The organism is Saccharicrinis aurantiacus, from assembly GCF_001660705.2.
Lineage (GTDB): Bacteria > Bacteroidota > Bacteroidia > Bacteroidales > Marinilabiliaceae > Saccharicrinis > Saccharicrinis aurantiacus.
This window is the reverse complement of sequence record NZ_LYBV02000039.1, coordinates 87465-110302: the sequence shown is the minus strand read 5'-3', so window position 1 is coordinate 110302 and position 22838 is coordinate 87465. Positions and strand designations below refer to the sequence as shown.

14 protein-coding genes are annotated in these 22838 nt (G+C 34.0%); 7 read left to right on the top strand and 7 right to left on the bottom strand.

The features are described 5' to 3' along the window. Positions 1–31 precede the first annotated feature (31 nt). Entirely contained in the window at positions 32–2209 is a 2178-nt protein-coding gene (locus A8B35_RS20715) for a peptidase domain-containing ABC transporter (RefSeq protein WP_075603889.1), read from the bottom strand. Positions 2210–2228: 19 nt separating this feature from the next. After that, positions 2229–2951 carry an HlyD family secretion protein gene (locus tag A8B35_RS20710; RefSeq protein WP_075603888.1) on the bottom strand — a complete coding sequence of 241 codons (723 nt, stop codon included), beginning with the start codon at positions 2949–2951 and terminating at the stop codon, positions 2229–2231. Positions 2952–3088: 137 nt separating this feature from the next. Here A8B35_RS20710 and A8B35_RS20705 point away from each other — a divergent pair, with 137 nt between their 5' ends. After that, positions 3089–4708: a vitamin K epoxide reductase family protein gene (locus A8B35_RS20705; protein WP_075603887.1), complete on the top strand. Its 1620-nt coding sequence runs from the start codon at positions 3089–3091 to the stop codon at positions 4706–4708. A 155-nt stretch (positions 4709–4863) separates the two neighbouring features. On the opposite strand, the gene polA is transcribed toward A8B35_RS20705, so the two are convergent. Both polA and A8B35_RS20695 read right to left on the bottom strand, forming a co-directional pair. After that, positions 4864–7650 carry a DNA polymerase I gene (gene polA / locus A8B35_RS20700; protein ID WP_075603886.1) on the bottom strand — a complete coding sequence of 929 codons (2787 nt, stop codon included), beginning with the start codon at positions 7648–7650 and terminating at the stop codon, positions 4864–4866. 160 nt (positions 7651–7810) lie between these two features. Then, positions 7811–8785 (bottom strand): polyprenyl synthetase family protein, encoded by a 975-nt coding sequence (locus A8B35_RS20695; RefSeq protein WP_075603885.1) that lies wholly within the window; start codon positions 8783–8785, stop codon positions 7811–7813. Positions 8786–9167: 382 nt separating this feature from the next. On the opposite strand from A8B35_RS20695, the gene A8B35_RS20690 reads away from it, so the two are divergent. The 3 genes from A8B35_RS20690 to A8B35_RS20680 all read left to right on the top strand — a co-directional run bounded on the left by A8B35_RS20690 (position 9168) and on the right by A8B35_RS20680 (position 14715). Further along, entirely contained in the window at positions 9168–10580 is a 1413-nt protein-coding gene (locus A8B35_RS20690) for a glutamate synthase-related protein (RefSeq protein WP_075603884.1), read from the top strand. Positions 10581–10716: 136 nt separating this feature from the next. Beyond that, positions 10717–12093: an MFS transporter gene (locus A8B35_RS20685; RefSeq protein ID WP_075603883.1), complete on the top strand. Its 1377-nt coding sequence runs from the start codon at positions 10717–10719 to the stop codon at positions 12091–12093. 243 nt (positions 12094–12336) lie between these two features. Next, entirely contained in the window at positions 12337–14715 is a 2379-nt protein-coding gene (locus tag A8B35_RS20680) for a TonB-dependent receptor domain-containing protein (RefSeq protein ID WP_083634615.1), read from the top strand. A gap of 59 nt (positions 14716–14774) precedes the next feature. On the opposite strand, the gene A8B35_RS20675 is transcribed toward A8B35_RS20680, so the two are convergent. Continuing rightward, positions 14775–15221, bottom strand: coding sequence for a 6-pyruvoyl trahydropterin synthase family protein (locus tag A8B35_RS20675; RefSeq protein WP_075603881.1), 447 nt, complete (start codon positions 15219–15221; stop codon positions 14775–14777). Between the two features lie 41 nt (positions 15222–15262). Continuing rightward, the gene (locus tag A8B35_RS20670) at positions 15263–15631 is read right to left on the bottom strand and encodes an ArsR/SmtB family transcription factor (protein WP_083634626.1); all 369 of its coding nucleotides are present in this window, start codon (positions 15629–15631) and stop codon (positions 15263–15265) included. A 125-nt stretch (positions 15632–15756) separates the two neighbouring features. Between A8B35_RS20670 and recO the strand changes: the two genes are divergently transcribed. From recO to A8B35_RS20655, 3 genes are all read left to right on the top strand, one after another. Continuing rightward, a complete protein-coding gene (recO, locus tag A8B35_RS20665) occupies positions 15757–16485 on the top strand; it encodes a DNA repair protein RecO (protein WP_075603880.1) in 729 nt (242 codons plus the stop codon). Positions 16486–16582: 97 nt separating this feature from the next. Further along, positions 16583–17734, top strand: coding sequence for an aminotransferase class I/II-fold pyridoxal phosphate-dependent enzyme (locus tag A8B35_RS20660; protein WP_075603879.1), 1152 nt, complete (start codon positions 16583–16585; stop codon positions 17732–17734). A 142-nt stretch (positions 17735–17876) separates the two neighbouring features. Continuing rightward, entirely contained in the window at positions 17877–21119 is a 3243-nt protein-coding gene (locus tag A8B35_RS20655; protein ID WP_075603878.1) for a ligand-binding sensor domain-containing protein, read from the top strand. Positions 21120–21177: 58 nt separating this feature from the next. Here the strand turns inward: A8B35_RS20655 and A8B35_RS20650 are convergent, their stop codons facing one another. Further along, positions 21178–22770: an aspartate:alanine exchanger family transporter gene (locus A8B35_RS20650; RefSeq protein ID WP_075603877.1), complete on the bottom strand. Its 1593-nt coding sequence runs from the start codon at positions 22768–22770 to the stop codon at positions 21178–21180. Positions 22771–22838 lie beyond the last annotated feature (68 nt).

The following is a 22838-nucleotide window of genomic DNA, read 5'->3' as shown; positions in this document are numbered from 1 at the left end:
TATTTGAGTACATAAAAGGTTTCGTAGACTATTAACCTATTTCCAATTGATTTTTAACTAAATGGTAATACTTGCCTTTTAATTCTAACAATTCTCTATGTGTTCCTTGCTCTACAATCTTACCTTTATCAAGAACTATAATTTTATGTGCATATTTTACAGTACTTAATCTGTGTGCAATTACAACCGTCGTTTTATTTTTACAAAATTGTTCTATATTATCGGTTATTTGCTTTTCATTAGATGCATCCAAAGAGCTGGTAGCTTCGTCTAACAAAATAAAACTTGGATTTTTATAAATAGCTCGGGCAATCATCAATCGTTGATTCTGTCCAGAACTAAGTCCTATTCCGTCGTTTCCAACTTTGGTGTGCTCTTGCATGGGTAAACTGTCGATAAAGTCCTTTATATTTGCAAGTTCACAAGCCTTCTTAAACTTTTCTAAGTCTGGCTTTTCTGACGAAATAGTAATATTCTTTAGAATACTATCTGAGAATATATATCCTTCTTGCATTACAGCACCAACATGTTTTCTTAGTTCATCACTAGACAAATCACGATAATTATTTTTACCAATAAATATTTGTCCCTCTTGTGGAATGTAAAACTTTAGTAATAATTTAAGTAATGTTGTTTTGCCACTACCACTAAGCCCTACAATTGCAGTGGTTTTATTTGATGGAATTATCAGGCTAATATTTCTTAAAACCCATGTACTTTGTTCTCCACCATATCTAAAACTAAGGTTTTTGATGCTAATGTTACTCTTATTATAGAATTGATCTGGTATATTATCTAAAGTCCCTTCGTCCTCATCTTTTTTATTATGGATATAACCTAAACGATCTAAACTTATTTTAGCATCCTGAGACTCCTGTATAAAGCCAATAAGTTGAAATAGAGGACCGTTTAATTGACCAATAATTTGCATAGTAGCCATCATCATTCCAATTGTCATTTGTCCTTCCACTACTTCCATAGCAGCATAAAATGTGATGAAAATATTTTTTGACTCATTTATAAAAGACCCTCCAAATTCTTGTAATTGTTCAAGTTTTAAACTGTTTAAACTTATCTTAAACAATTTAATCTGTATCTTCTCCCATTCATTCTTTTTATGAAGCTCCGCTTGATTTAATTTAATTTCTTGCATCCCTTGCACTAACTGTATTTCATTACTTTGCATTGCAGAAGATTCATTAAAGCGCTTATGATCTATAACTCTTCTTTTCTTTAGAAATTGCAATATCCAACCTAAATAAAATATTGAAGCTATAGAATAGATAATAAAAATTACTTTATTATAATAAAGTAATACAATTCCAAAAATAATAAGGTTAGTTAAGGAAAATATACTATCTAAAGATGAAGAAGTTAAGAGTCTTTTAATCCTATCATGATCTCTGATACGCTGTAAAGTATCTCCCAGATTTCTACTGTCAAAAAAGCTAATTGGTAAACTCATTAATTTGACGAGAAAATCTGATATAATGGCAATATTGATTCTTGTTGAAACATGTAATAAAAGCCAATTTCGTATAATCTCGACGCTTGATTTACCTATAAAAATCATTATTTGAGCAAATAAGATTAAATAAATAAATTTTATATTCTTATGCTGAATACCTATATCAATAAGTGACTGTGTGACAAATGGTGTAACTAGACCAATAAGGCTTGCTGCAATTAAACTAAATGCTATTTGAAGAAATAGCCTTTTATGAGGAATTAGATAGTTAAAAAAGTGCTTAAATGATATGTTATGGGGTTTTTGATTTGTATCATGGCTAAAGAATTTATCCGTAGGTTCAATTAAAATAGCAAGACCATCGTTCTTATTATTCCAATATTTTAAGAATTCATCGTGAGTATAATTAATTAAACCTATAGCTGGATCAGATATATAAACCTTTTTATTTGTTATTCGGTGCAATACAACAAAATGTTTTTGACTCCAATATAATATAGTTGGCAAGGGCTTTTCATTGCATAATTCTTGGAAAGGTATTTCTACTAATAAAGTTTCAAAACCTATCTGATTGAGTGCAAAATTTAGATCATCAATAGAGGTTCCTATTCTATCAAGATTACAAATATTTTGCAAGTATTCTAATGATAGATTTTTTCCGTAATATTGTGCTATCATGCGAATACAGGCTGGACCACAATCCATTGTATCTATCTGAGCTTGAAAAGGGAATTTAGGCATATAAATTATGAACTAGTTCTTAATTATATTGATTATTGAGAAAACGCTCAATCAATCTAATATCCTTTATTATTATTTCTGCCGTTCCATACATGTTGTAAACAAAACTAGGCTCTTTTTTTTTATTTGTTTGAAATCCATTTGGAAGCTTTATTTGTACTAAAAAATTTTCATCGACATCTTGTTTTGATATACTTTCGATAACTCCTTCAATAGTACCATACTCTTCAAAAGGATAATCATTGAGTTTAATAATAACCTTTTGATCAATTCTGATTTTACTCACGGCTACTTCAGATACATAAGCGTAAGATCTATATTCTGAGATTTTGGGAATAATATAAAATAACTCTTCGCCGAAGGTAACATATTGCGGATAACTGATAGTTTTATGGAAATTAACTATCCCTGCGACAGGTGCAATAATCGTATCTATATTTGGCAATGATTCAACATACCCAAGAGGGCTACCTTTATCTACATAAGTTTCATTTATATCTTTAGCATAATAGAATAGTCCACTTGTATTAGTCAGTATTTGAATTGGCGCTGTATCTGAAATTATATTAGATTCAACTATTATGACATCTGGATACTTAATAAAATATGAAAATAATAAGATAACACAGATAGTAAGCAACAATAAACCAGAACCTATTTTAGTTAGAAGTTTAGGAGTTGGACAAATCTCTTCTATGTTATTTGCTAGTCCTGTTTTTGATAATTTTGATTTATTAGCCATTCAAAATATTATTTTTATGCTAAATTAGTAAAATATTAATTACATCTGTATAATACATGCAATATGGAATATGCCAGTAATATATTTCCTCATTGCTTAGTTCTATTTAACACAATCATCATAAATAATAATCTTAAATGGAAATAAGAAAAGAGCATACCAATAAACTGATATTTAATATATGTTCAAAAATACTAAACAAACACAATGTATTATTTACTAAAACTAAGTTACGTGAATCAATTGATCTCAACTCAAGTATTGGTACAATTAATGCATTCTCAAAAGTCTTTGATATTTATTTCCTTGAGAATATTACAGTTCAGATACCACTGAAAGAACTGAATGAAATTCCACAAACATCTATTGCATTTCTTAAGGATGGAGAACCGATTATACTACAAAAAACAAGTGGTAATATTAGATACGAAGATTCTGAGGGGAACATTCACCAACTTTCTATCAACGATTTTGAATTGGCTTGGAGTGGATATTTAATAATACTTGGTAACGGAGATACTGCCTTTGAACCTGATTACCTTAATAATTTAAAGGATGAAAAACAAACATTTTTATTTAATACAATTTATAGAATCTTATTAGCATTTATTCCTCTTTTATTATTTGTTATTACATTAACGTATAAAACTTATTGGATATACCCTATATTAATTGTAATAAAATTAATTGGGCTAGGAATTGGTATTTCTTTATTCTTTGAATCTCATGGAGAGTCTTCTTTTATTGGCAAACAACTTTGTAACCTCCACAAAGATTTCCATTGTAATAAATTACTTAGATCAAAAACTTCTAATTTCTTAGGAATTAGATTATCAGATTTAGTGATTCTATATTTCTCCACTTCTCTCCTATTTTTAATTATTGGAATCGGAAGTACTAATAATATGTATCTAATATTAGTGAAAACCATAAACTTAGGAACAATTCCTTTTATTGTATTTTCAATTTCATATCAGCTTTACTCTAAACAGTGGTGTCTTCTTTGTATAAGCACGGTATTTATACTAACAATAGAATTTACACTCTTTATTAGTACTTCATTTATAAATAACAGCATTAATCTTACGGAAGTTCTAATTATACTATTAATTATTACTATGATCATTTTTATATTATTTAATTTCAAGAATTTAATAATTAAGAGATATCAGCTTAAACAAAAAGATTTAAGGTTAAATCAACTATTTAATGATAAACACATTCTTAAATCAATAATTGAAAATGGACCTGAGTTAACAGACTGTCCAAAGCAAAATATGGAATTACTGTGTTCTGATGCAAAAAACTCAATAATTATGGTTTTTAATCCTGAATGTATGCCATGCGCGAATTCTTATAAAGAATTAACGGATTTAATAAAATATATGGGGCAATACATTTCTTTAAACCTAATACCTGTACCTAATCAAAACGATCAATTCTCAGTAAAAGTATCAGATTTTTTATTAGCATCTTTAACTAAAACTGAAGATATACCAATAAGACTTAGTTTAATAAATAGTTTTTTCAAAGCTGAAAAAGAAGGTAAAACTGCCATTTTGGATTGGATGGAAAATAACCCAGTAGATCTAGATTCCATAGACAAATTATCTAACCAAATAAATAATTGGTGCATGAAGAATAACATTTATTATACACCATGCTTTATTGTAAATAATAAAATTGTGAATAATTTATTGAAGGTGTCTGAAATTATGGAATATCTCAAAAATAACATATTAGAAACCGAGGACTAGAGAGGGGTATCACCTTTTGATAGGTTGCGTTTTTCCCATATTCTTTGCAGTAATAATTTAACCCATCATAGATTATTATACGATATTTGTTTCTTATAACACAAAGGGCGAAAACCAATTATGATTGTCGCCCTTTGTCTGTTTTCTTATCTAAATTAATGCGCCTCGTGCCAGTTCGCACCTACTCCCATATCTACGGAAAGTGGTACACTTAATTCACAAGCTTTTTCCATACCATCTTTAACAATGGTTTTCACTTGTTCTAGTTCACTTGTAAGCACATCAAAGTTCAATTCATCGTGCACTTGCAAAATCATTTTCGATTGTAGTTTAGCCTCTTCCAACTTTTGTTGGATATTAACCATGGCCATCTTCACAATATCGGCCGCTGTACCTTGTATGGGTGCATTAATGGCGTTACGCTCTGCTACGCCGCGCACTACTCCATTGCGAGAGTTGATGTCGGGCAAATTACGTTTGCGTCCGAAAACAGTTTCTACTGCGCCATTTTCGCGAGCCACTGCAATACTCTTGTCCATGTACTCTTTTACCTGAGGGAAATTCTCAAAATAGCCTTCAATTAATTGCTTGGCTTCGGTACGAGGAATATTCAAACGCTCTGATAGACCAAAGGCTGAGATACCATAGATAATACCAAAGTTGGCCGTTTTTGCTTTTCTTCGCATATCATCTGTTACCTCATCCAAAGGTACTTTGTATATTTTAGCAGCTGTTGCAGCATGAATATCTTCATTGTTATTAAAGGCCTCCAACATATGCTTATCCTGACTAAGGTGCGCCATTAAGCGAAGCTCCACTTGTGAGTAATCGGCCGATAGGAACACATGCGCCTCATCGGATGATTTAAAGGCTTTACGTATTTCTCGTCCATCCTCATCGCGGATTGGAATGTTCTGTAAGTTAGGATTTGTACTGCTCAAACGGCCGGTTACCACCATAGCCTGATTGTATGTGGTATGTATTCTATTTGTATCAGGGTTCACCAATAATGGTAAAGCCTCCACGTAAGTGTTTACTAATTTTTTAAGTCCACGGAATTCTAATATCTTCTCAACAATTTCGTGCTTGCCCTTAAGCTTGGCGAGTGTTTCCTCCGAGGTACTGAATTGACCTGATTTTGTTTTCTTGGCTTTGGCATCAATTTTCATATGCTCAAAAAGCACTTCCCCAACTTGCTTCGGACTGGCCACATTGAAGTCCATCCCAGCAATGGCTTTAATATCGGTTTCAAGCGTAGCAATACGTGCATTTAGTTTTATGGCAAATTCCTTTAATTCGTCCACATCTAAACGAACGCCAGCATATTCCATCTCAGCCAATACCAAAAGTAAAGGCATTTCGGTATGATAAAACAAATCTTCTAAACCTGCTTCCTTTACTTTAGGCTCAATAAATTGCTTAATCTGTAAAGTAATATCGGCATCCTCAGCAGCGTACTCCTTCACTTGCTCCATTTCTACTTGTCGCATTGAGAGCTGATTCTTGCCTTTTTTACCAATAAGCGACTCTATTTTAACAGGCGAATAACTCAAATAAGTTTCAGCCATAAAGTCCATGCTATTTTTAAAACCCGGTAATGCCAAGTGATGCGCTACCATGGTATCAAAAATCTTTCCTTGCACTTTAATGCCGTACTTACGGAGCACTAAAGCATCGTACTTAAGGTTTTGCGCTATCTTTAAGATGTTCTGATCTTCTAGTACATTTTTAAATTTCAAGGCCAATTCTTTTGCCGCATCCTGATCCTCTGGAAAAGGAACATAGTAAGCCTCTCCTACTTTCCACGAGAAAGAAATACCTACTAGCTCGGCACTCATGGCATCTAAACTGGTCGTTTCTGTATCAAAACAAAATTCTTTTTGAATACTTAATTCAGCAGCTAAGGAAGCATAGGCCTGTTCATTATCTACCAAATAGTATTTATGATCTACGTCTGCTATTGTTTTTAAGGATGATGTAAAAGTGGGTGTTTCAGCAACCTGAGGCTGTGCAAATAAATCGCCCTGAGCAGATACCACTGGCTGAGGAGCACTTGCAGCAGCTGCCTCAAAACCGAAACGGCTCATCATATTTTTAAATTCCAACTCTTCTAAAAGTGGGAATAACTTGTCCTTATTAGGTTCGGATACCTTTAAAGCTTCCTCATCAAATTCAATGGGTACTTCGCGATGAATAGTTGCCAAAGTATACGATAATTCAACCTGCTCTTTAAAGTTAATCAGGTTCTCTTTTCGCTTACCTTTAAACTCATCAATGCGCTCGTAAATACCCTTTAATCCACCAAAGTTTTTAACAATGTCTTTGGCACCCTTTTCTCCAATACCCGGACAACCAGGGATGTTATCGGCAGAATCGCCTTGCAAGGCTAAAATATCAATTACCTGAAGCGGTGTATCTATGCCAAATTTTTCACAAACTTCAGCCACTCCTAACACATCCATACCACCACCTTTGGTTCGTGGCTTATACATTTTTACATGCTCGGTAACCAACTGAGCATAATCCTTATCGGGAGTCATCATATAAACCTCAAACCCTGCTTTCTCAGCGAGGATGGAAACTGTACCCACTACATCATCGGCCTCGTAACCTGCTACCTCTAGAATCGGAATATTTAAAGCCTCTAATAGTTGCTTGATGTATGGCACCGCCAATTTTATATCCTCAGGTGTAGCCTCTCGTTGCGCTTTATAGGGTTCAAACATTTCGTGTCGGAAGGTTGGCCCCGAAGGGTCAAAAGCAACAGCCAAGTGTGTTGGTTTTTCTTTCTGTAAAACTTCCAATAATGAATTGGTAAAACCAAAAATGGCTGAGGTATTTAGTTTTTTAGAATTGATACGTGGCGCACGAATAAATGCATAATAAGCTCTATAAATTAATGCGTAGGCATCTAATAAAAATATCTTCTTTTCTGCTGACATAATAATCTTGTATTTATAAAAGTAAAGGTAGTTGTACTGTTTGTAAACTACCTCATTTATATTAGTGTATTGTAATTGAAAGTATTTTTAGTAGTAAGACAAAAGTATAAAGACGAAAGACTCAGTAAAGCTGAGATCTTTATACTTTATACTAATTGTTCTATTTCTTTCTATCAATAGTGTATTGTACCAATTCAGTCATGGCCTCTTTGGCTTCTGAATCGTCAAACTGATTCAATATTTCAAGCGCCTTATTTTTGTAGTCAATCATTTTATCGTAGGTGTACTCAATACCGCCATTATCACGCACGTATTGGATAATCTCCGCTACCTTTTTATCATTCTTATGATGGCGACGAATGGTAGAAAGCAGCTTTTTACGCACCTTGGCATCGGCATTGTTAAGCACATATATCAAAGGAAGTGTCATTTTCTTTTCTCTGATATCGTTACCAGTAGGCTTTCCAATGGCGCTTGTTTTTTCGTAATCAAACAAGTCATCCTTAATCTGAAAAGCAATTCCTAGGTTTGTTCCAAACTCTTTCATCAAGGCCAACTTATCCTTATCTGCATCAACAGATAAAGCGCCTGTTACCGTACATGCAGCAATTAAAGTGGCGGTCTTTTTAGTGATGATATCGTAATAAACTTCTTCTGTAATATCTAGCTTTCTACTTTTTTCTATTTGTAATAACTCACCTTCGCTCATTTCTTGCACTGCGTGCGATATTACCTTAAGTTCTTCTATCCTATCATTATTTAAGGCGGTCATTAAACCTCGCGATAAAAAATAGTCTCCAACTAGAACCGATATTTTTGTTTTCCAAAGTGCATTAACCGAAAAGAATCCGCGTCGTTGGTAGGTTTCATCCACAACATCATCATGAATTAAAGTAGCCGTATGCAGTAATTCAATTAAAGCAGCCGCCACATAGGAGGCATCGTTGGTTTGCCCATTCAATTTAGCCGATAGAAATACCAACATTGGCCGCATTTGTTTTCCCTTACGGCGTAAAACGTAATTGGTAACTATACTGAGTAGTGGAATTTTTGATTTGAGTTGCTCCTTAAAATAAGGCTCAAAGGCTTCCATCTCTGATTTAATAGGCTGCTTTATCTTTTTTAATCCTGACATTATTCTCCTCTCCTGTTCTTCAGCCTTATTGATAAAGGCAATTTTGATCAGTCAAATTTAGTAATTTATACCAATTTGAAGATTCAAAAAGATGAATTGTTAGCATAGAGTTAATTTGTGGGTGATTTCGTATTCATATAGTGTAACTAAGCGTTAAGTTTTAGGTATTCACGACGTAGGTATTCACGATACCCGACGTAGATGTTTACGCCACTCGACGTAAATATTCACGCCACTCGGCGTAGATGTTCACGCAAGGGCTGCGTGAAATTTCACGGAAGCTCTAAGTAAATAGTAGTAGGATTCGTTATGATGATAGAACTGGATTTAATTTCTAAAAAAATCCTTGTACCTTCAATGCAGACAAAATAAACCAAGATTTATGGCAAAGTATAGATGTTTAGCATGTGGTTACGAGTATGATGAAGAAAGTGAGCACAAAGTTTGGAGCGAATTAGAAGACGATTACCTATGTCCTATCTGTAGTTCCGACAAATCCTTCTTCGAGGAAGTTGAAGAAGCCGCAGAAAGTGCAGTAGCAGAAACAACAAAAAACGCAGATCAATCAAAAGCCTATTTATCTGAATGGGCAAAAAGTGATGAAGCTACAGAACCTTACTTTAGAAAGATTCATGCTATGGCAGATGGTTTAACCTCGGAAACGGAAGCCATGAAAACACTTCGCCCAATAATTTCATGGGATAGTGTTTTAATTAAAGGAGCACAATTGGCTAAGTTTCCCTTGAGTCATAACGAAGAAGTAAAAACCAAAACTATTATTGGCCCCAAGGCAAAGAAACCTTTAGAGATTGATACGCCTATATACATCAGTCATATGTCTTACGGGGCCTTATCAGCCGAAATAAAAACAGCATTAGCTAAAGGAAGCGCCAAAGCCAAAACTTTAATTTGCTCTGGTGAGGGTGGTATATTACCCGATGAAATTGATAATGCCTACAAATATATTTTTGAGTATATCCCCAACGAATACAGTTGCACTGATAAAAACTTTAAACGTGCCGATGCCATTGAAATTAAAATAGGACAAAGTGCAAAACCTGGAATGGGCGGACATTTACCAGGCGATAAAGTAACGGCTGAAATTGCCAAAGTACGAGGTAAAAAAGAAGGTGAAGATATTCATAGTCCTGCTAATTTTAAGGATATCAAAAGTAAAGAAGACCTAAAAGCTAAGGTAGATTGGCTGAGAGAAAAATCAGATGGTCGCCCTATCGGGATAAAAATTGCTGCCGGCAATATTGAAGCCGATTTAGAGGTTATTCTATTTGCTAAACCTGATTTTATCACCATTGATGGCAGAGGTGGTGCAACAGGTTCAGCTCCAAAACACGTTAAAGACCACACCTCGGTTCCAACGTTATTTGCACTAAGCAGGGCTCGCAAATACCTCGATGCCAATAACGCTTCAGACATTAGCTTAATTATTACTGGTGGTTTACGAGTAGCTTCCGACTTTGCCAAGGCAATTGCCCTCGGTGCCGATGCCATAGCTGTAGCTTCTGCTGCAATGATTGCCGGCGGTTGTCAGCAATACCGCATTTGTAACACGGGAAACTGCCCTGTAGGAATTGCCACACAAGATCCTGAACTCAGAAAAAGATTAAGTGTTGAAAAAAGTGCAGAACGCGTTGCAAACTACTTAATTCAATCCACTGAAGAATTAAAAGACTTTGGACGAATAACAGGCAATCATAATATCCACAATTTAAATGTAAGTGATTTGTGTACTGACAACAGCGAAATATCAGATCATACAGATATTGAGCATGTTTAATTAATAAATAAGGGTGCAAAAAATACAAGTACTTTGAGTAATTGAGAATAAAAGATTTGGCGTAAAAGCTGACTTTTATCTTTTATTAAATCAATCACTTTTAGTACTTATGCCCCATAAAATTTAATTATTATTCATGAGTCAAGGAAAAAGAAAGTTTTCGCCAGCATTCTGGACAGCAAACTTTGCCGAATTGCTAGAACGCGCGGCGTATTACGGAGTATTTATTGTTATCACGCTATATCTATCAAGAATATTAGCCTTTAATGATATAGAGGCAGCAGCTATTGCAGGTACATTCTCTGCATTATTATATTTTTTACCAACATTTGCCGGTGCTTATGCCGACAAAATTGGCTTTAAAAAATCCTTATTAGTTGCCTTCTCATTTTTAACATTAGGATATTTTGGGCTTGGCTTATTTCCAACTATGTTAGAAGGAGCAGGTTTAGCACATTATGATATTGAAACCACATTTACAGGTTTAGAGGATAGCAATTGGCGTTATGGAATAATTCCAATAATGGCACTTATTATTATTGGTGGTAGTTTTATTAAATCGGTAATTACAGGTACCGTATCCCTAGAAACCACAGCTGAAAACAGAGCCACTGGTTTCTCAATATTCTACACCATCGTAAACATTGGTGCGTTCTCTGGTAAAACAATCGTAAAGCCACTAAGAGACGCAATGGGAAATGTGGGTTTAATTCACATTAGTTACTTCTCTGCCGGTATGACCTTATTAGCACTAATAGCGGTTTGGTTCTTCTTTAAACCATCAACAGCACAGCGTGAGGGTAAAACTTTTTCTGAAATATGGACTGCTTTTATTAAGGTATTAGGCAATACGCGTTTAATTGTACTAATTGTTATTATCACAGGTTTCTGGATGGTACAACATCAACTTTACGCTACCATGCCTAAGTATGTATTGCGTATGGCGGGAGAAAGTGCTTCACCAAGTTGGTATGCAAATGTTAACCCATTAATTGTATTTACAACAGTAGGTTTAATTACTTCATTAATGAAGAAACGCTCTGCCTTATATTCAATGACCATTGGTATGTTTATTATGCCAGTATCGGCATTTTGTATGGCTGCTGGTAATATGATTGGCGGAGAAACCATGAGCTTTATAAATATGCACCCAATTGCTTTTATGATGATTGTGGGTATTGCTTTTCAAGGATTGGCAGAATCATTTATCTCGCCAAGATTCTTAGAGTACTTCTCTTTTCAAGCACCTAAAGGTGAAGAAGGATTGTATTTAGGATTTAGCCATTTACATTCTTTCTTATCAAGTATACTTGGATTTTTAATGTCGGGGGTATTATTAGATCAATACTGTCCTGACCCAATTAAATTTGGAGGTAGAACAGCTGAATGGGCCGAAGCTACTTCGCATGCACATTACATCTGGTACTACTTTGGGGCCATTGCTCTTATATCAGCAATATCGTTAGTAGCATACGGATATATTGTAAAAAGAATTGATGCTAAAAAAGCATAAGTAAACTAGATTATATCTATACAATACACGTTGCAAAGTGTATTCACTCGCGCAACTAAAAGAGTCGGCATTATTACCCATCCCACCGGGTAAGCCGGCTCTTTCTTTTTTTATACAACTTTGTACTCAACAGTATTTCGTATCCGTAGACACACTATAATTACGTCTGTCCCCCATAAGATTTTAAGCTTACACTACTTTTATAGCTCTTAACTATAACAATCGTAAAAGCACTAAAAGTAAATGAAATACCTAAAACTTCTCATCCTTCTGACAATGCCACTAATCAGCTGGGCTCAAAATGAATCGTCAATTACAGGAATAGTTACCAATAGCAAAGGAGAAACAGTGCCCTTTGCTAATGTAGCGCTATACACACAAGAAGAAAATGCTTTAGTTGGAGGCGTAACTACTAATATTGATGGTGAATTTACCATACCTTATCTGGCTTCCAACACATACTCTATAATGGTTTCGTTTTTAGGATATGAACCATTAACCACAAACAATATCATCGTCAATGGTAATGTTAATTTAGGAGCCCTTCAACTACAAGACCAGTTAACGGAGTTAGAAGAAGTTGAAGTAAAAGCACAACGCCCTACCATTGAACAAGGCTTAGGAAAAACTACACTTAATGTGGGCAATGATTTAAGCAATGCCAACGAAAGCGCTTTAGATTTGATTCAATATGTACCATCCGGTTCAACCGATGCCGATGGTAACGTAACGCTTAGAGGAGCACCTGCAACCATATTAATTGATGGCGTACCAACCGATTTGCAGAATGCATTAGAAACGATACCTGTTGATGCTATCGATAAACTAGAAATTATTAATAACCCATCAGCCAAGTATGCTTCACAAAATGGTGCGGGTGTTATTAATATCGTATTAAAAAAGGATAACCTAAAAGGATCAAATGGAAGAGTAACGGGGATGTTAGGAACTCCTGATAGACAACAACTGAGTGGCAATATCATGTTACAGGATAACAAATTGAGTTCAAGTACGAATGTAAACTACACTCATATTTATGATGAAATTGATGCCAATTCAAAAAGAATTACGATTTCAGATACCAACCCTACTTTTTTAAATAACACAGGAACTAGCGAAAAAAACACCAGCAAAACTACCATCCGTCAGAAATTTAAATATCAGATCAATAAAAAATCATCAGCTAGAATTTCAGGAAACTACCAAAAATACGATACGGATAATAATGGTTATAACAGGGCCTTAAATTACAAAGCTGATTCTACACTACGAAGTGATAATAGAAACTCTACAATAGCAAATTATGAACGTGAATACTGGAGTATTAATGCACGCTATAATTACGACTTCAGTAGTAATACGAACCTAATAATTAATGCCAAACACGAAGGCCAAAATAGTTTGAACCAATCAGACCGTACTATTAACTTTTACGAGCCTGATACTGGTGAAGAAGAAAAGAGGTACAAAACCCAAGATAGATATGTGCCTGAATATATGAATAGCACAAGGTTAAATATCGATTTTGAACATAGCTTTAACAAACACCTAAAAATAGAATCGGGTCTATTCTTTGTTAATAAATATGCCAATACTGATAATCAGTTTCTAAGAACGGATTACAACTGGAGTGAAGATGATGAAGACTATATTCCCGATCTAGATAGTTCACAGTTCTACATTTTTGAAACAACAGAAAGAAACGCAACAGGATATTCTGTTTTATCAACTCAACTTGGGAAATGGGAGCTTGCCGGTGGATTACGCTATGAATATATTACGCTTGAGCCCTACTCTCCTACTAATGATTCTGGTGCAGTTAATAGAAATCATAATTTTTTACCCTCACTACAAGTTCGAAATGTAGTCAGTGATAATTTCGACTTTGGTTTTAGCTACTCTAAAAGAGTAAAAATGCCCAACTATCGACAATTAAATCCTATGGTAGTCTACAATGGTTTATATAATAAAAGCAGTGGTAATCCTTACTTGTCGCCAGAACAAATTCATAATATCGAACTAAGTGCAAACCTTAGAATTGGTAATCACCGTTTTATGCCTTCTATATTCTACAAGCATCATACCGATGTTATAACACAATATCAAGAGTTAGTTGAGGAAGATGGAGAAGAAATATTACATCGTAAGTTTGAAAATATCGGTAATATGGAACAAACTGGATTTGAGTTAAATATAAGCAACCGATTTTTTGAAGTATGGCGTTTGAAAACAAACTTCTTAAGTTATTACCAAGGCATTGATAATTTAAAAGATGGTGAGTTTGAAAGAATAAATGATTGGGTAAACAATGTTAAAATAACTTCGGATATTACTTTTCTTAAGACCTTTAAATGGCAAGTTACCGGAACCTATGAATCTCCAAGGAATACAACTGTTGGGCAAAATTACGAACGTATGTTTGTAAATACCAACATAAGGAAATCATTTTTAGACAACCAGGCTACACTTACCTTTAGAGTTAATGATGTATTTAATACACTTGATAGAGGCCGAGAGAACACCTCTTCTCCGAAATTTGTATCCACAAGCTACACGAAAGGAATCAGTAGATATATGGCCCTTGCCTTTTCGTATCGATTCAATACAATGAAGAGAAACTAAAACAAAATAACCTATGTAACTGAAACTTCAATTACATAGGTTATTGATATCTTTGTTACTTATTGATCACTTGCATGCCACTCAGCAAAGGAATTGGCAGTTTCGTTTAATCGTAAGCTATGTAGCTCTACTTCTTTTGGTAAACGTGCTGAAATACGTTCTGCCATTTCAATAATCATGTTTTCACAGGTAGGTTGGTAATCTGTTAGTATTACACGTTCGCCCATTTGTGGAATTTCTAAAAACCCTTTAATATCAGCATTTTTATTGAGCACCACTGTGTGATCCATCCTATCCACCACCTCTTCGTGTACTATCTGTTTTAGTACACCAAAATCAAGTACCATCCCATCTTTAGGGCTATTATTATCAGCAATAGGTTCTCCTAGTACTGTAACTCGCAATATATATGAATGCCCATGAAAATGTTTACATAAACCATCATAATTCCACAAGGCATGAGCCATCTCAAACCTAAATTCTTTTGTTAATCTTACTTTCCTCATCTATCCCAACTGTTCACGAACATGATAATTGACAACTGCAATTAAGTTCGGGCACATTTACTTACACAATTAATAATATTTTGAATGCTCTCATACTTTAATGAGTAGTACGTGTTTTTACCCTCACGCTGAGACACAAGCACTCCTTTATCCTTTAGTATCCCTAAATGGTGAGAGGTAGTACTTTGTTCTATATTAAGATTTTTATGTATCTCTGAAACGGTAAATCTATTATCCTCAAGCAAGCTTAAAATTGCAATACGCGTTGGATGCGCAATTGCCTTTAACATACTTGCTGCTCTATCTAATTCATTTGCATCTAAGTCCTGAATCTTCATCTCTTTATCATATTTTCCCTGTTTAACATAGATTAAACTAGCACATTTCCGCAGTAAATATATAATATTCATTCCAAAACACATTTATTACATGTAGATATTTAAATATATTTATTAAAAATTACCGTTTTTCAGAATATTCAATTGTATATTAATGAGCTTAATGCATTTATTATATTTGCGGAAAACTAATTTTCATGCTACAAACTACCAGAGGAATTGTACTAAATTATACTAGATATGGAGAAACAAGTGTTATCTCTCATATTTTCACTGAAGAATTTGGCAGACAATCCTATATGATTAATGGCGTGAAAAGCAGAAAGAATAAGGGGAAGAATATATTCCTTCAACCTCTAGCCCTAGTTGATTTAGAAGTATACAATAAAAATAAATCACAAATTCAGAGAGTTAAAGACTTTAAAGTCAATACTCCATTCTTCCAAATTCCGTTTGAACCCCTCAGAAGAAGCATTGCCTTTTTTATGGCGGAAGTTTTGAGCAAAAGCCTCACTGAAGAGCACAAACCCCATAATAACCTATTCAACTTTTTACATCAAAGTATTGAAATATTAGATTCTGATATTCAAGGACTGGAAAACTATCATCTATTTTTTCTTCTGCAATTAACAAAACCACTAGGCTTCTTCCCTAATATCGATAACCATATTAACAGCAGGTATTTTGATTTAAACAACGGACACTTCACCGATATAGAGCCAAGTCACAAACACTTTATGAATGCATGGGAAACTGAAATATTAAAAGAAATAAGCCATTTAGGATTAACCCAATTAGGTTTACTAAAGCTTAATCGCGAAAGTAGGACACAGTTTCTTGAAAAACTTCTTCAGTATTATAATTACCATCTTCACGGCTTTACTAAAATCAAATCACTAGACATACTAAAAGAGCTATTTGAATAAAATAGCTTTATGAATTTTTATATCAGAAAAGTTTTGTAAATTGTATCAAAGCGTTTTTCATTAAATCCCTCACTAACCTAAATTAAAACGTCTAATTATGAATTCACCATTAATCAGTTCTGATAGTAGAATCTTTACATCCCCGAGAAGTATAATCGAGTACACACGTAAAAACAATCTTATTAATCTTGCTGAAAGTTCATCTGCATTGCACGCAAATAATGAACTAATTAATAGCCTTCAGGGCTACACTAAGGAATACTCTAATCAAAGAAGTCCGAAGTTTGGTACTATTGAGCTGAGAGAGTTTATTGCTAATCATACAAAAAAGCTGTACGATTATAATTATTGCCCTCAAAAAGAAATAACAATAACTGCAGGTATTAAGCAAGCGGTATTCTCGGCAATTCTTGCACTTATAAAAGAAGGTGATGATGTTGTAATATTTGAACCTACACACCAGAGCTATAAAACTGCTATTAATATTGTTGGCGCAAATGCAGTATATGTTCCATTAAAACAGCCATCATTCGAAGTTAATTGGGATGATGTGCAAAAGGTGATTACACCCAACACTAGAATGATTATTATTAATACGCCACAATATCCTACAGGGTCTATTTTTACTGAACTTGATATGCTTAGGCTTCAGAAAGTAATTAATGGAACTAATGTAATTATTGTTAGCGACGAATCCTTTGAACAAGTACTGTTTGATGGGAATATGCAACAAAGTGTTTGTTTATATCCTAAACTTCAGAAAAAAAGTATAATTGTTTCTTCATTTAGTGAGTCTCTATTAATTCCCAATTGGAATATTAGTTATTGCAGTGCTCCTGAACACTATATGAAATCAATTAGAAAAGTATTAGCATCAATGAGTGAAGGTGTGCCCCTTCCCTGCCAGATGGCAGCTAACAATTATCTTCAAAAACAAGGTTACGATAGCTCTTTGTTTAAGACATATCAAGATAAAAGAGATCAACTATTATTAGGTTTAGACGATACTGAAATTAAACTTATTCCTTCAATGGGAACCTATTTTCAGTTAATTAATATTGAAAGTCTAACTTCAAAAAATGATGTCGATTTTGCTATTGAGCTAATGGAGAAACATGGGTTAGCAACTATGCCTACCAGTTTTTATTATCATCAAAAAGTAAAATCAAAACACCTACGTTTAAATATTTCTGTAGGAGAGAAAGATCTTGAAGCAGCTATTGAAGTATTAAATAAAGTTGCCAAATAATCTTGACACTTACTGCAAATATTAATTTCACCCCCTTTAATAGGGTGAAATTTGTTACTAACGACTGATGCTATATAAGTAACTTTGTTGGTGACATAGATTCTCGTTTTCTATGGTTTACACACACAAAAAACTACAAACCATGAAAAGAATACCTTTTTTAATATCATTACTACTTGTTTGCGTCTCAATATCCGCGCAATTACAAGGATTCAAGGTTAATAATTACACAACTAATAATGGCCTATCTCAGAACACGGTTTATTGCTCTTTACAGGATAAAAATGGGTATATGTGGTTTGGGACCAGAAGTGGCGGACTTGATCGTTTTGATGGAATAGAGTTTAAACATCATCGACGAAATCCTTACGACCCATTTAGTATAGGAGGTAACGAAGTAAACACATTGTTTGAGGATAGCGAAGGTTTAATTTGGGCCGGGTTAAGAAACAAAGGACTCTCAAAATATAACCCGTCAACCCAACAATTTACTAACTACTACCCCAATGCAAAAGACACCAATTCTCTTTGTTCTGCAACAGTATATGGTATCGAAGAAGATAAAAATGGTGAAATATGGCTCGCAACTGGTTGGGGACTTACTGTATATAATAAAAAGACAAACACTTTTAACCAATTGTATAGAGATATATTACATAACCGAAAGATATACTATAAAGGTATTTCATCCATCAGTAAATTTGGTGATAAGTATATGTTATTAGCAGAGCTTGATTCAGGCTTAACACTAATTAATGTGAATACAAAAAAAATAGAAAAAACTTGGGTACATGATAGTACCAATCCTAATTCTTTAAAAGGAAATCACCTATTAGCGGTAATGGTTGATAATAATAAAAGAATTTGGATAGGCTCAAATCAGTTTGGGATAGCTGTTTTAAACAGTATTGAATCAGACAAATTCATCTATTTAAATCCTGAGAAAAATAACCTGGCCTCAAAAGAAATTAGAGGTATAACGCAAGACAGCAAAGGAAATATATGGATAAGTACGAATAGAGGTTTAAATATTATTGAATCCAATAAAACTATAGATACAGACTTATACATTACGAAGTATACCCATGATGAGAGTAACTTATATAGTCTAAAGCAAAATGCTCTTTATAACATAAAAGAAGATAGGCAAGGTAATGTATGGATAGGAACATGGAGCGCCGGTGTTAATTATATAAATGTCAATAAAAATAATTTTGAGCATCACCAATGTATTCCAGGGAACAATAGGGCCATAAATATGCCTCTTGTGAGGAGCCTGCATAAACGAAAAAATAAAATATGGGTAGGAACTCAAGGCGGTGGAATAAATATATTGGACCTTAAAACAGGTAAATATGAATACACATTAAAAACAAATAAATTTGGAGTATATGCTCCTTGGGTCAGTGCTATAAAAGAAAATAGTAATGGGGTTCTATTTATAGGAACGATCAATAATGGACTTATCATTTATGATTCAAACACTAAAAAATCAACTAACCTTATACCCAAAAGTAAGATTCAAGATATACTAATAAGCAAAGGTAAAATATGGGTTCTAAATGAATCTGGTGTATTTTTACTTAACGTCGATCGACTACAAAAGAACCCTATAAACTTTAAGGATGAAGACTTAACGTTGATTTTAAAAGAACCTTGTAATGTTGCTTTTCAGGATAATAAACAACGTATTTGGTTAGGCGGCCCTAGAGGGTTAAAAATTTATTCGGAAACAGCTGAAGCTATTAATCAATTTGAATACAGTAAAGCAGATAAGAAATGTATAAGCGCTAACTTAATAACCTCTATTAGCCAAGATAATAAAAACAACATTTGGATAGGGACCTTAGATGGATTAAACGTTTTTAATGAAGATAGTCTAAATTTTAATTCCTTTGGAGAGTGGGATGGATTAAAAAGTAATGAAATTCAGAATATTTTCATCGATAAAAACAATAACATTTGGGTATCAAGCCCCAAAGGATTATCTGAATTTACCTATAACAGTGCAGCCTCTTCAGAAAACATGCTCACTAATTTTAAACACTATACTGTTGATGATGGACTACAAGATAATATGTTCTCTAATAACTGTAATATCGCAGATTCTGACGGAAAAATTTATATTGGAGGAGTAAATGGATACAACTCTTTTTACCCAGATCAACTTGAAATTAACCAAAAACAACCAGAAGTAATTATCACTGACTTTGAGCTTTTTAATAAACCTGTATCAATAGCCAATGAGGATTCACCATTAAAAGAAAGCATTACAAAAACTTCGTCCATTACTTTAGATCACACCCAAAACATATTTTCGTTTAAGTTCGCCGCCATAAACTATATTGCTGCTGAAAAGAATCAATATGCTTATAAAATGGAGGGTTTTGATGATGATTGGAATTATATTGGCACACGTAGAGAAGCCAATTATACAAAATTACCAACCGGCACTTACACATTCAGAGTAAAAGCATCGAATAATGATGACGTTTGGAATGAAGAAGGAACAAGTATTGAAATAATAATACTTCCACCCTGGTATGAAACTTGGTGGTTTAGATCGTTAGTAGCAATTATAATAGCAGGATCAATAATTTACCTTAGCAGGCGGAGGGTTCGAATTATAAAAGAACGTCAACGACGATTAGAACAAAAGGTAAATGAAGCTACTGCTGAATCAGAAAGTAGAAGTAAAAAACTAGCTGAGGCAAAAGAGCGCTTGTCTATAATTATGGATGAAGTAAAGTTAGAACTTGGTGAAACATCTGCACAATTATTAGAGGCAACCAATAGCCAAGCATCCACAATTGAAGAAATATCAGCCTCTATTGATCAAATGGCAAATGAAATTAATACAAATGCAACTGATGCAGCTAAAATGCATAAAAGTGCAAAAGAAATAGAAGTTGATTCTGAGATTAGTGTTAAGGTTGTTAATAATACGGTTAATTCTATCGAGGATATTGCCAAAGATATTGAGTCCATATCGGGTTTTGCACGAACAACAAACCTATTGGCACTAAATGCGACAATAGAAGCAGCTAAAGCTGGAGAATATGGAAGAAGTTTTTCAGTAGTTGCCAATGAAATTAAAAAGCTGGCAGATAGTTCTCAAGAGATGGCTGTAAACATCAAAAAAACCTCTAACAAAGGTCTTGAATCATCGCGTGAAGCGAATACTAAGATAACAGAACTGCAAAGTTATATACATAATATTGTTTTGTTAATTGATCAGATAAAAGAATCAAGTCAGAATCAGTCTTACGAGGCTAATAATGTAAATTCGGCCATACAGCAAATTTCAAATTATGTAAGTGGCACATCAGGCTTAGCCGAAAAATTAGATGAAGCTATTAAATCACTATCAATAGAAGATGAATAAAATAAAAAAGCCGATGAAAGTTTAATAATCATCGGCTTTATCTTTTCTCTGTAAACTTCTATCCTAGCGAAGCCAATATCTGTACACATATAATCAATAATACCATAGCTACAGGATATACAGTTGCATAGGCAATTGAAGGGGCATTAGTATCTGTCATTGGATCAACAGCTGCTAGTCCAGGTGTACTGGTCATAGATCCTGTTAAAGCACCAAGCATAGACAATACATTTACCTTAAAGAATATTTTTGCTACCAAAGCTCCTAAAAACATTGGTACAAGAGTAATAATTGCACCTGCTAAAAATAGCATCGATCCGTATTCATTATAAGTTTCTACAATGCTAGAACCTGCTTTTGTTCCAACTGCAGCTAAAAAGAACATTAATCCAAGTGTTCGTAATAATTGGTTGGCTCCACCGGACATAGACCAAATTATAGGGCCTGTTTTTCCAATTCTACTTAATATCATCGCAACTGTTAAAACACCTCCGGTTAAACCTAAAGAGAATGTAAAAGAATCACCTAGGTTCAATGAAAACTTACCCAATAAAAAGCCAAGTACTATACCGGCAGCAATGGGAAAGAAATCAGTATCTGATAGTTTTTTACTATTACCCCCAAACATTTTAGTAACCATTTTTAAGTGGTCTTTACTAACGGATATTTTTATTTTATCTCCCATCTGTAAAGTTAAGTTAGGACTTGGTGTAATATCGATACCAGACCTACGTACTCTAGTAATGGTTAAGTCATATGTAGATGTCCACTGACTTATTTCTCTAATTGTTTTATTAACAACCTCTGGATTAGAAACTAATATTGATTGAATCTCATAACCCTTAATTAGTGGGATAGACTCTTGTGTTGGAGATCCTATTAAGATCTCAACTTTTTTAAGTGCATCTTGTGTACCAACCGCTTTAATAATGTCACCCTTTCCTAAAATCATTGATGAGGTTGGTGCTTTTACTTCACCTCCGGCTTTAATTCTTGAAATAACACCTTGTGTCATTGTACGCACCTTTAAATCTCTAATAGACTTACCAACTACGTTATCATTTTCAACTACAAAGTGGCAAGTGCTAATCTCTGGAAAGGCATCTACTGTTCCCGATTCGTATTCCTCTTCTGCTTTCTTAATATTTACTCTAAATATTTTAGGATATAACCTTACAAAAAGAATTACTCCAATTACTCCAAACGGATAAGCAATACCATAACCAATAGAAACGTTAGGCGATCCGGTACTTTCAATGGCTGCCGCTAAACCGGGTGTAGATGTTAATCCACCAGTTAATAAACCTATGGCTACAGGTACATCTATATCAAACAACAATATACACCCATAGGTAACCAATGACGCCGATATTATTACAACAGCTGCCATTACCACCAATGTTCTACCCTGCTTTTTGAAAGAATCAAAAAAACCTGGACCAGCCTGAATTCCAATGGTGTAAACAAATAATATTAATCCAATTTTTTCAATAATCTTTGGCATCATGATACCATGATGTCCGAAAACCAGAGCTACAAAAATAATTGCAGATATATCTAAAGAAATTCCTTTAAACTTAATGTTACCAATAATATAACCGATACAAATAATTAAAAATAAGGCGATATACCCTTCTTGAAAGTATTCCATAATTGTTTGATATTTTTTTTGCAAAAATAAACAATATAATGCGCAATAATGACAAAAATCACTTTTAC

Coding starts and splice junctions, on each gene's coding strand:
- A8B35_RS20715 (WP_075603889.1), bottom strand. CDS start 2,209: ATGCCTAAATTCCCTTTTCAAGCTCAGATAGATACAATGGATTGTGGT.
- A8B35_RS20710 (WP_075603888.1), bottom strand. CDS start 2,951: ATGGCTAATAAATCAAAATTATCAAAAACAGGACTAGCAAATAACATA.
- A8B35_RS20705 (WP_075603887.1), top strand. CDS start 3,089: ATGGAAATAAGAAAAGAGCATACCAATAAACTGATATTTAATATATGT.
- polA (WP_075603886.1), bottom strand. CDS start 7,650: ATGTCAGCAGAAAAGAAGATATTTTTATTAGATGCCTACGCATTAATT.
- A8B35_RS20695 (WP_075603885.1), bottom strand. CDS start 8,785: ATGTCAGGATTAAAAAAGATAAAGCAGCCTATTAAATCAGAGATGGAA.
- A8B35_RS20690 (WP_075603884.1), top strand. CDS start 9,168: ATGGCAAAGTATAGATGTTTAGCATGTGGTTACGAGTATGATGAAGAA.
- A8B35_RS20685 (WP_075603883.1), top strand. CDS start 10,717: ATGAGTCAAGGAAAAAGAAAGTTTTCGCCAGCATTCTGGACAGCAAAC.
- A8B35_RS20680 (WP_083634615.1), top strand. CDS start 12,337: ATGAAATACCTAAAACTTCTCATCCTTCTGACAATGCCACTAATCAGC.
- A8B35_RS20675 (WP_075603881.1), bottom strand. CDS start 15,221: ATGAGGAAAGTAAGATTAACAAAAGAATTTAGGTTTGAGATGGCTCAT.
- A8B35_RS20670 (WP_083634626.1), bottom strand. CDS start 15,631: ATGAATATTATATATTTACTGCGGAAATGTGCTAGTTTAATCTATGTT.
- recO (WP_075603880.1), top strand. CDS start 15,757: ATGCTACAAACTACCAGAGGAATTGTACTAAATTATACTAGATATGGA.
- A8B35_RS20660 (WP_075603879.1), top strand. CDS start 16,583: ATGAATTCACCATTAATCAGTTCTGATAGTAGAATCTTTACATCCCCG.
- A8B35_RS20655 (WP_075603878.1), top strand. CDS start 17,877: ATGAAAAGAATACCTTTTTTAATATCATTACTACTTGTTTGCGTCTCA.
- A8B35_RS20650 (WP_075603877.1), bottom strand. CDS start 22,770: ATGGAATACTTTCAAGAAGGGTATATCGCCTTATTTTTAATTATTTGT.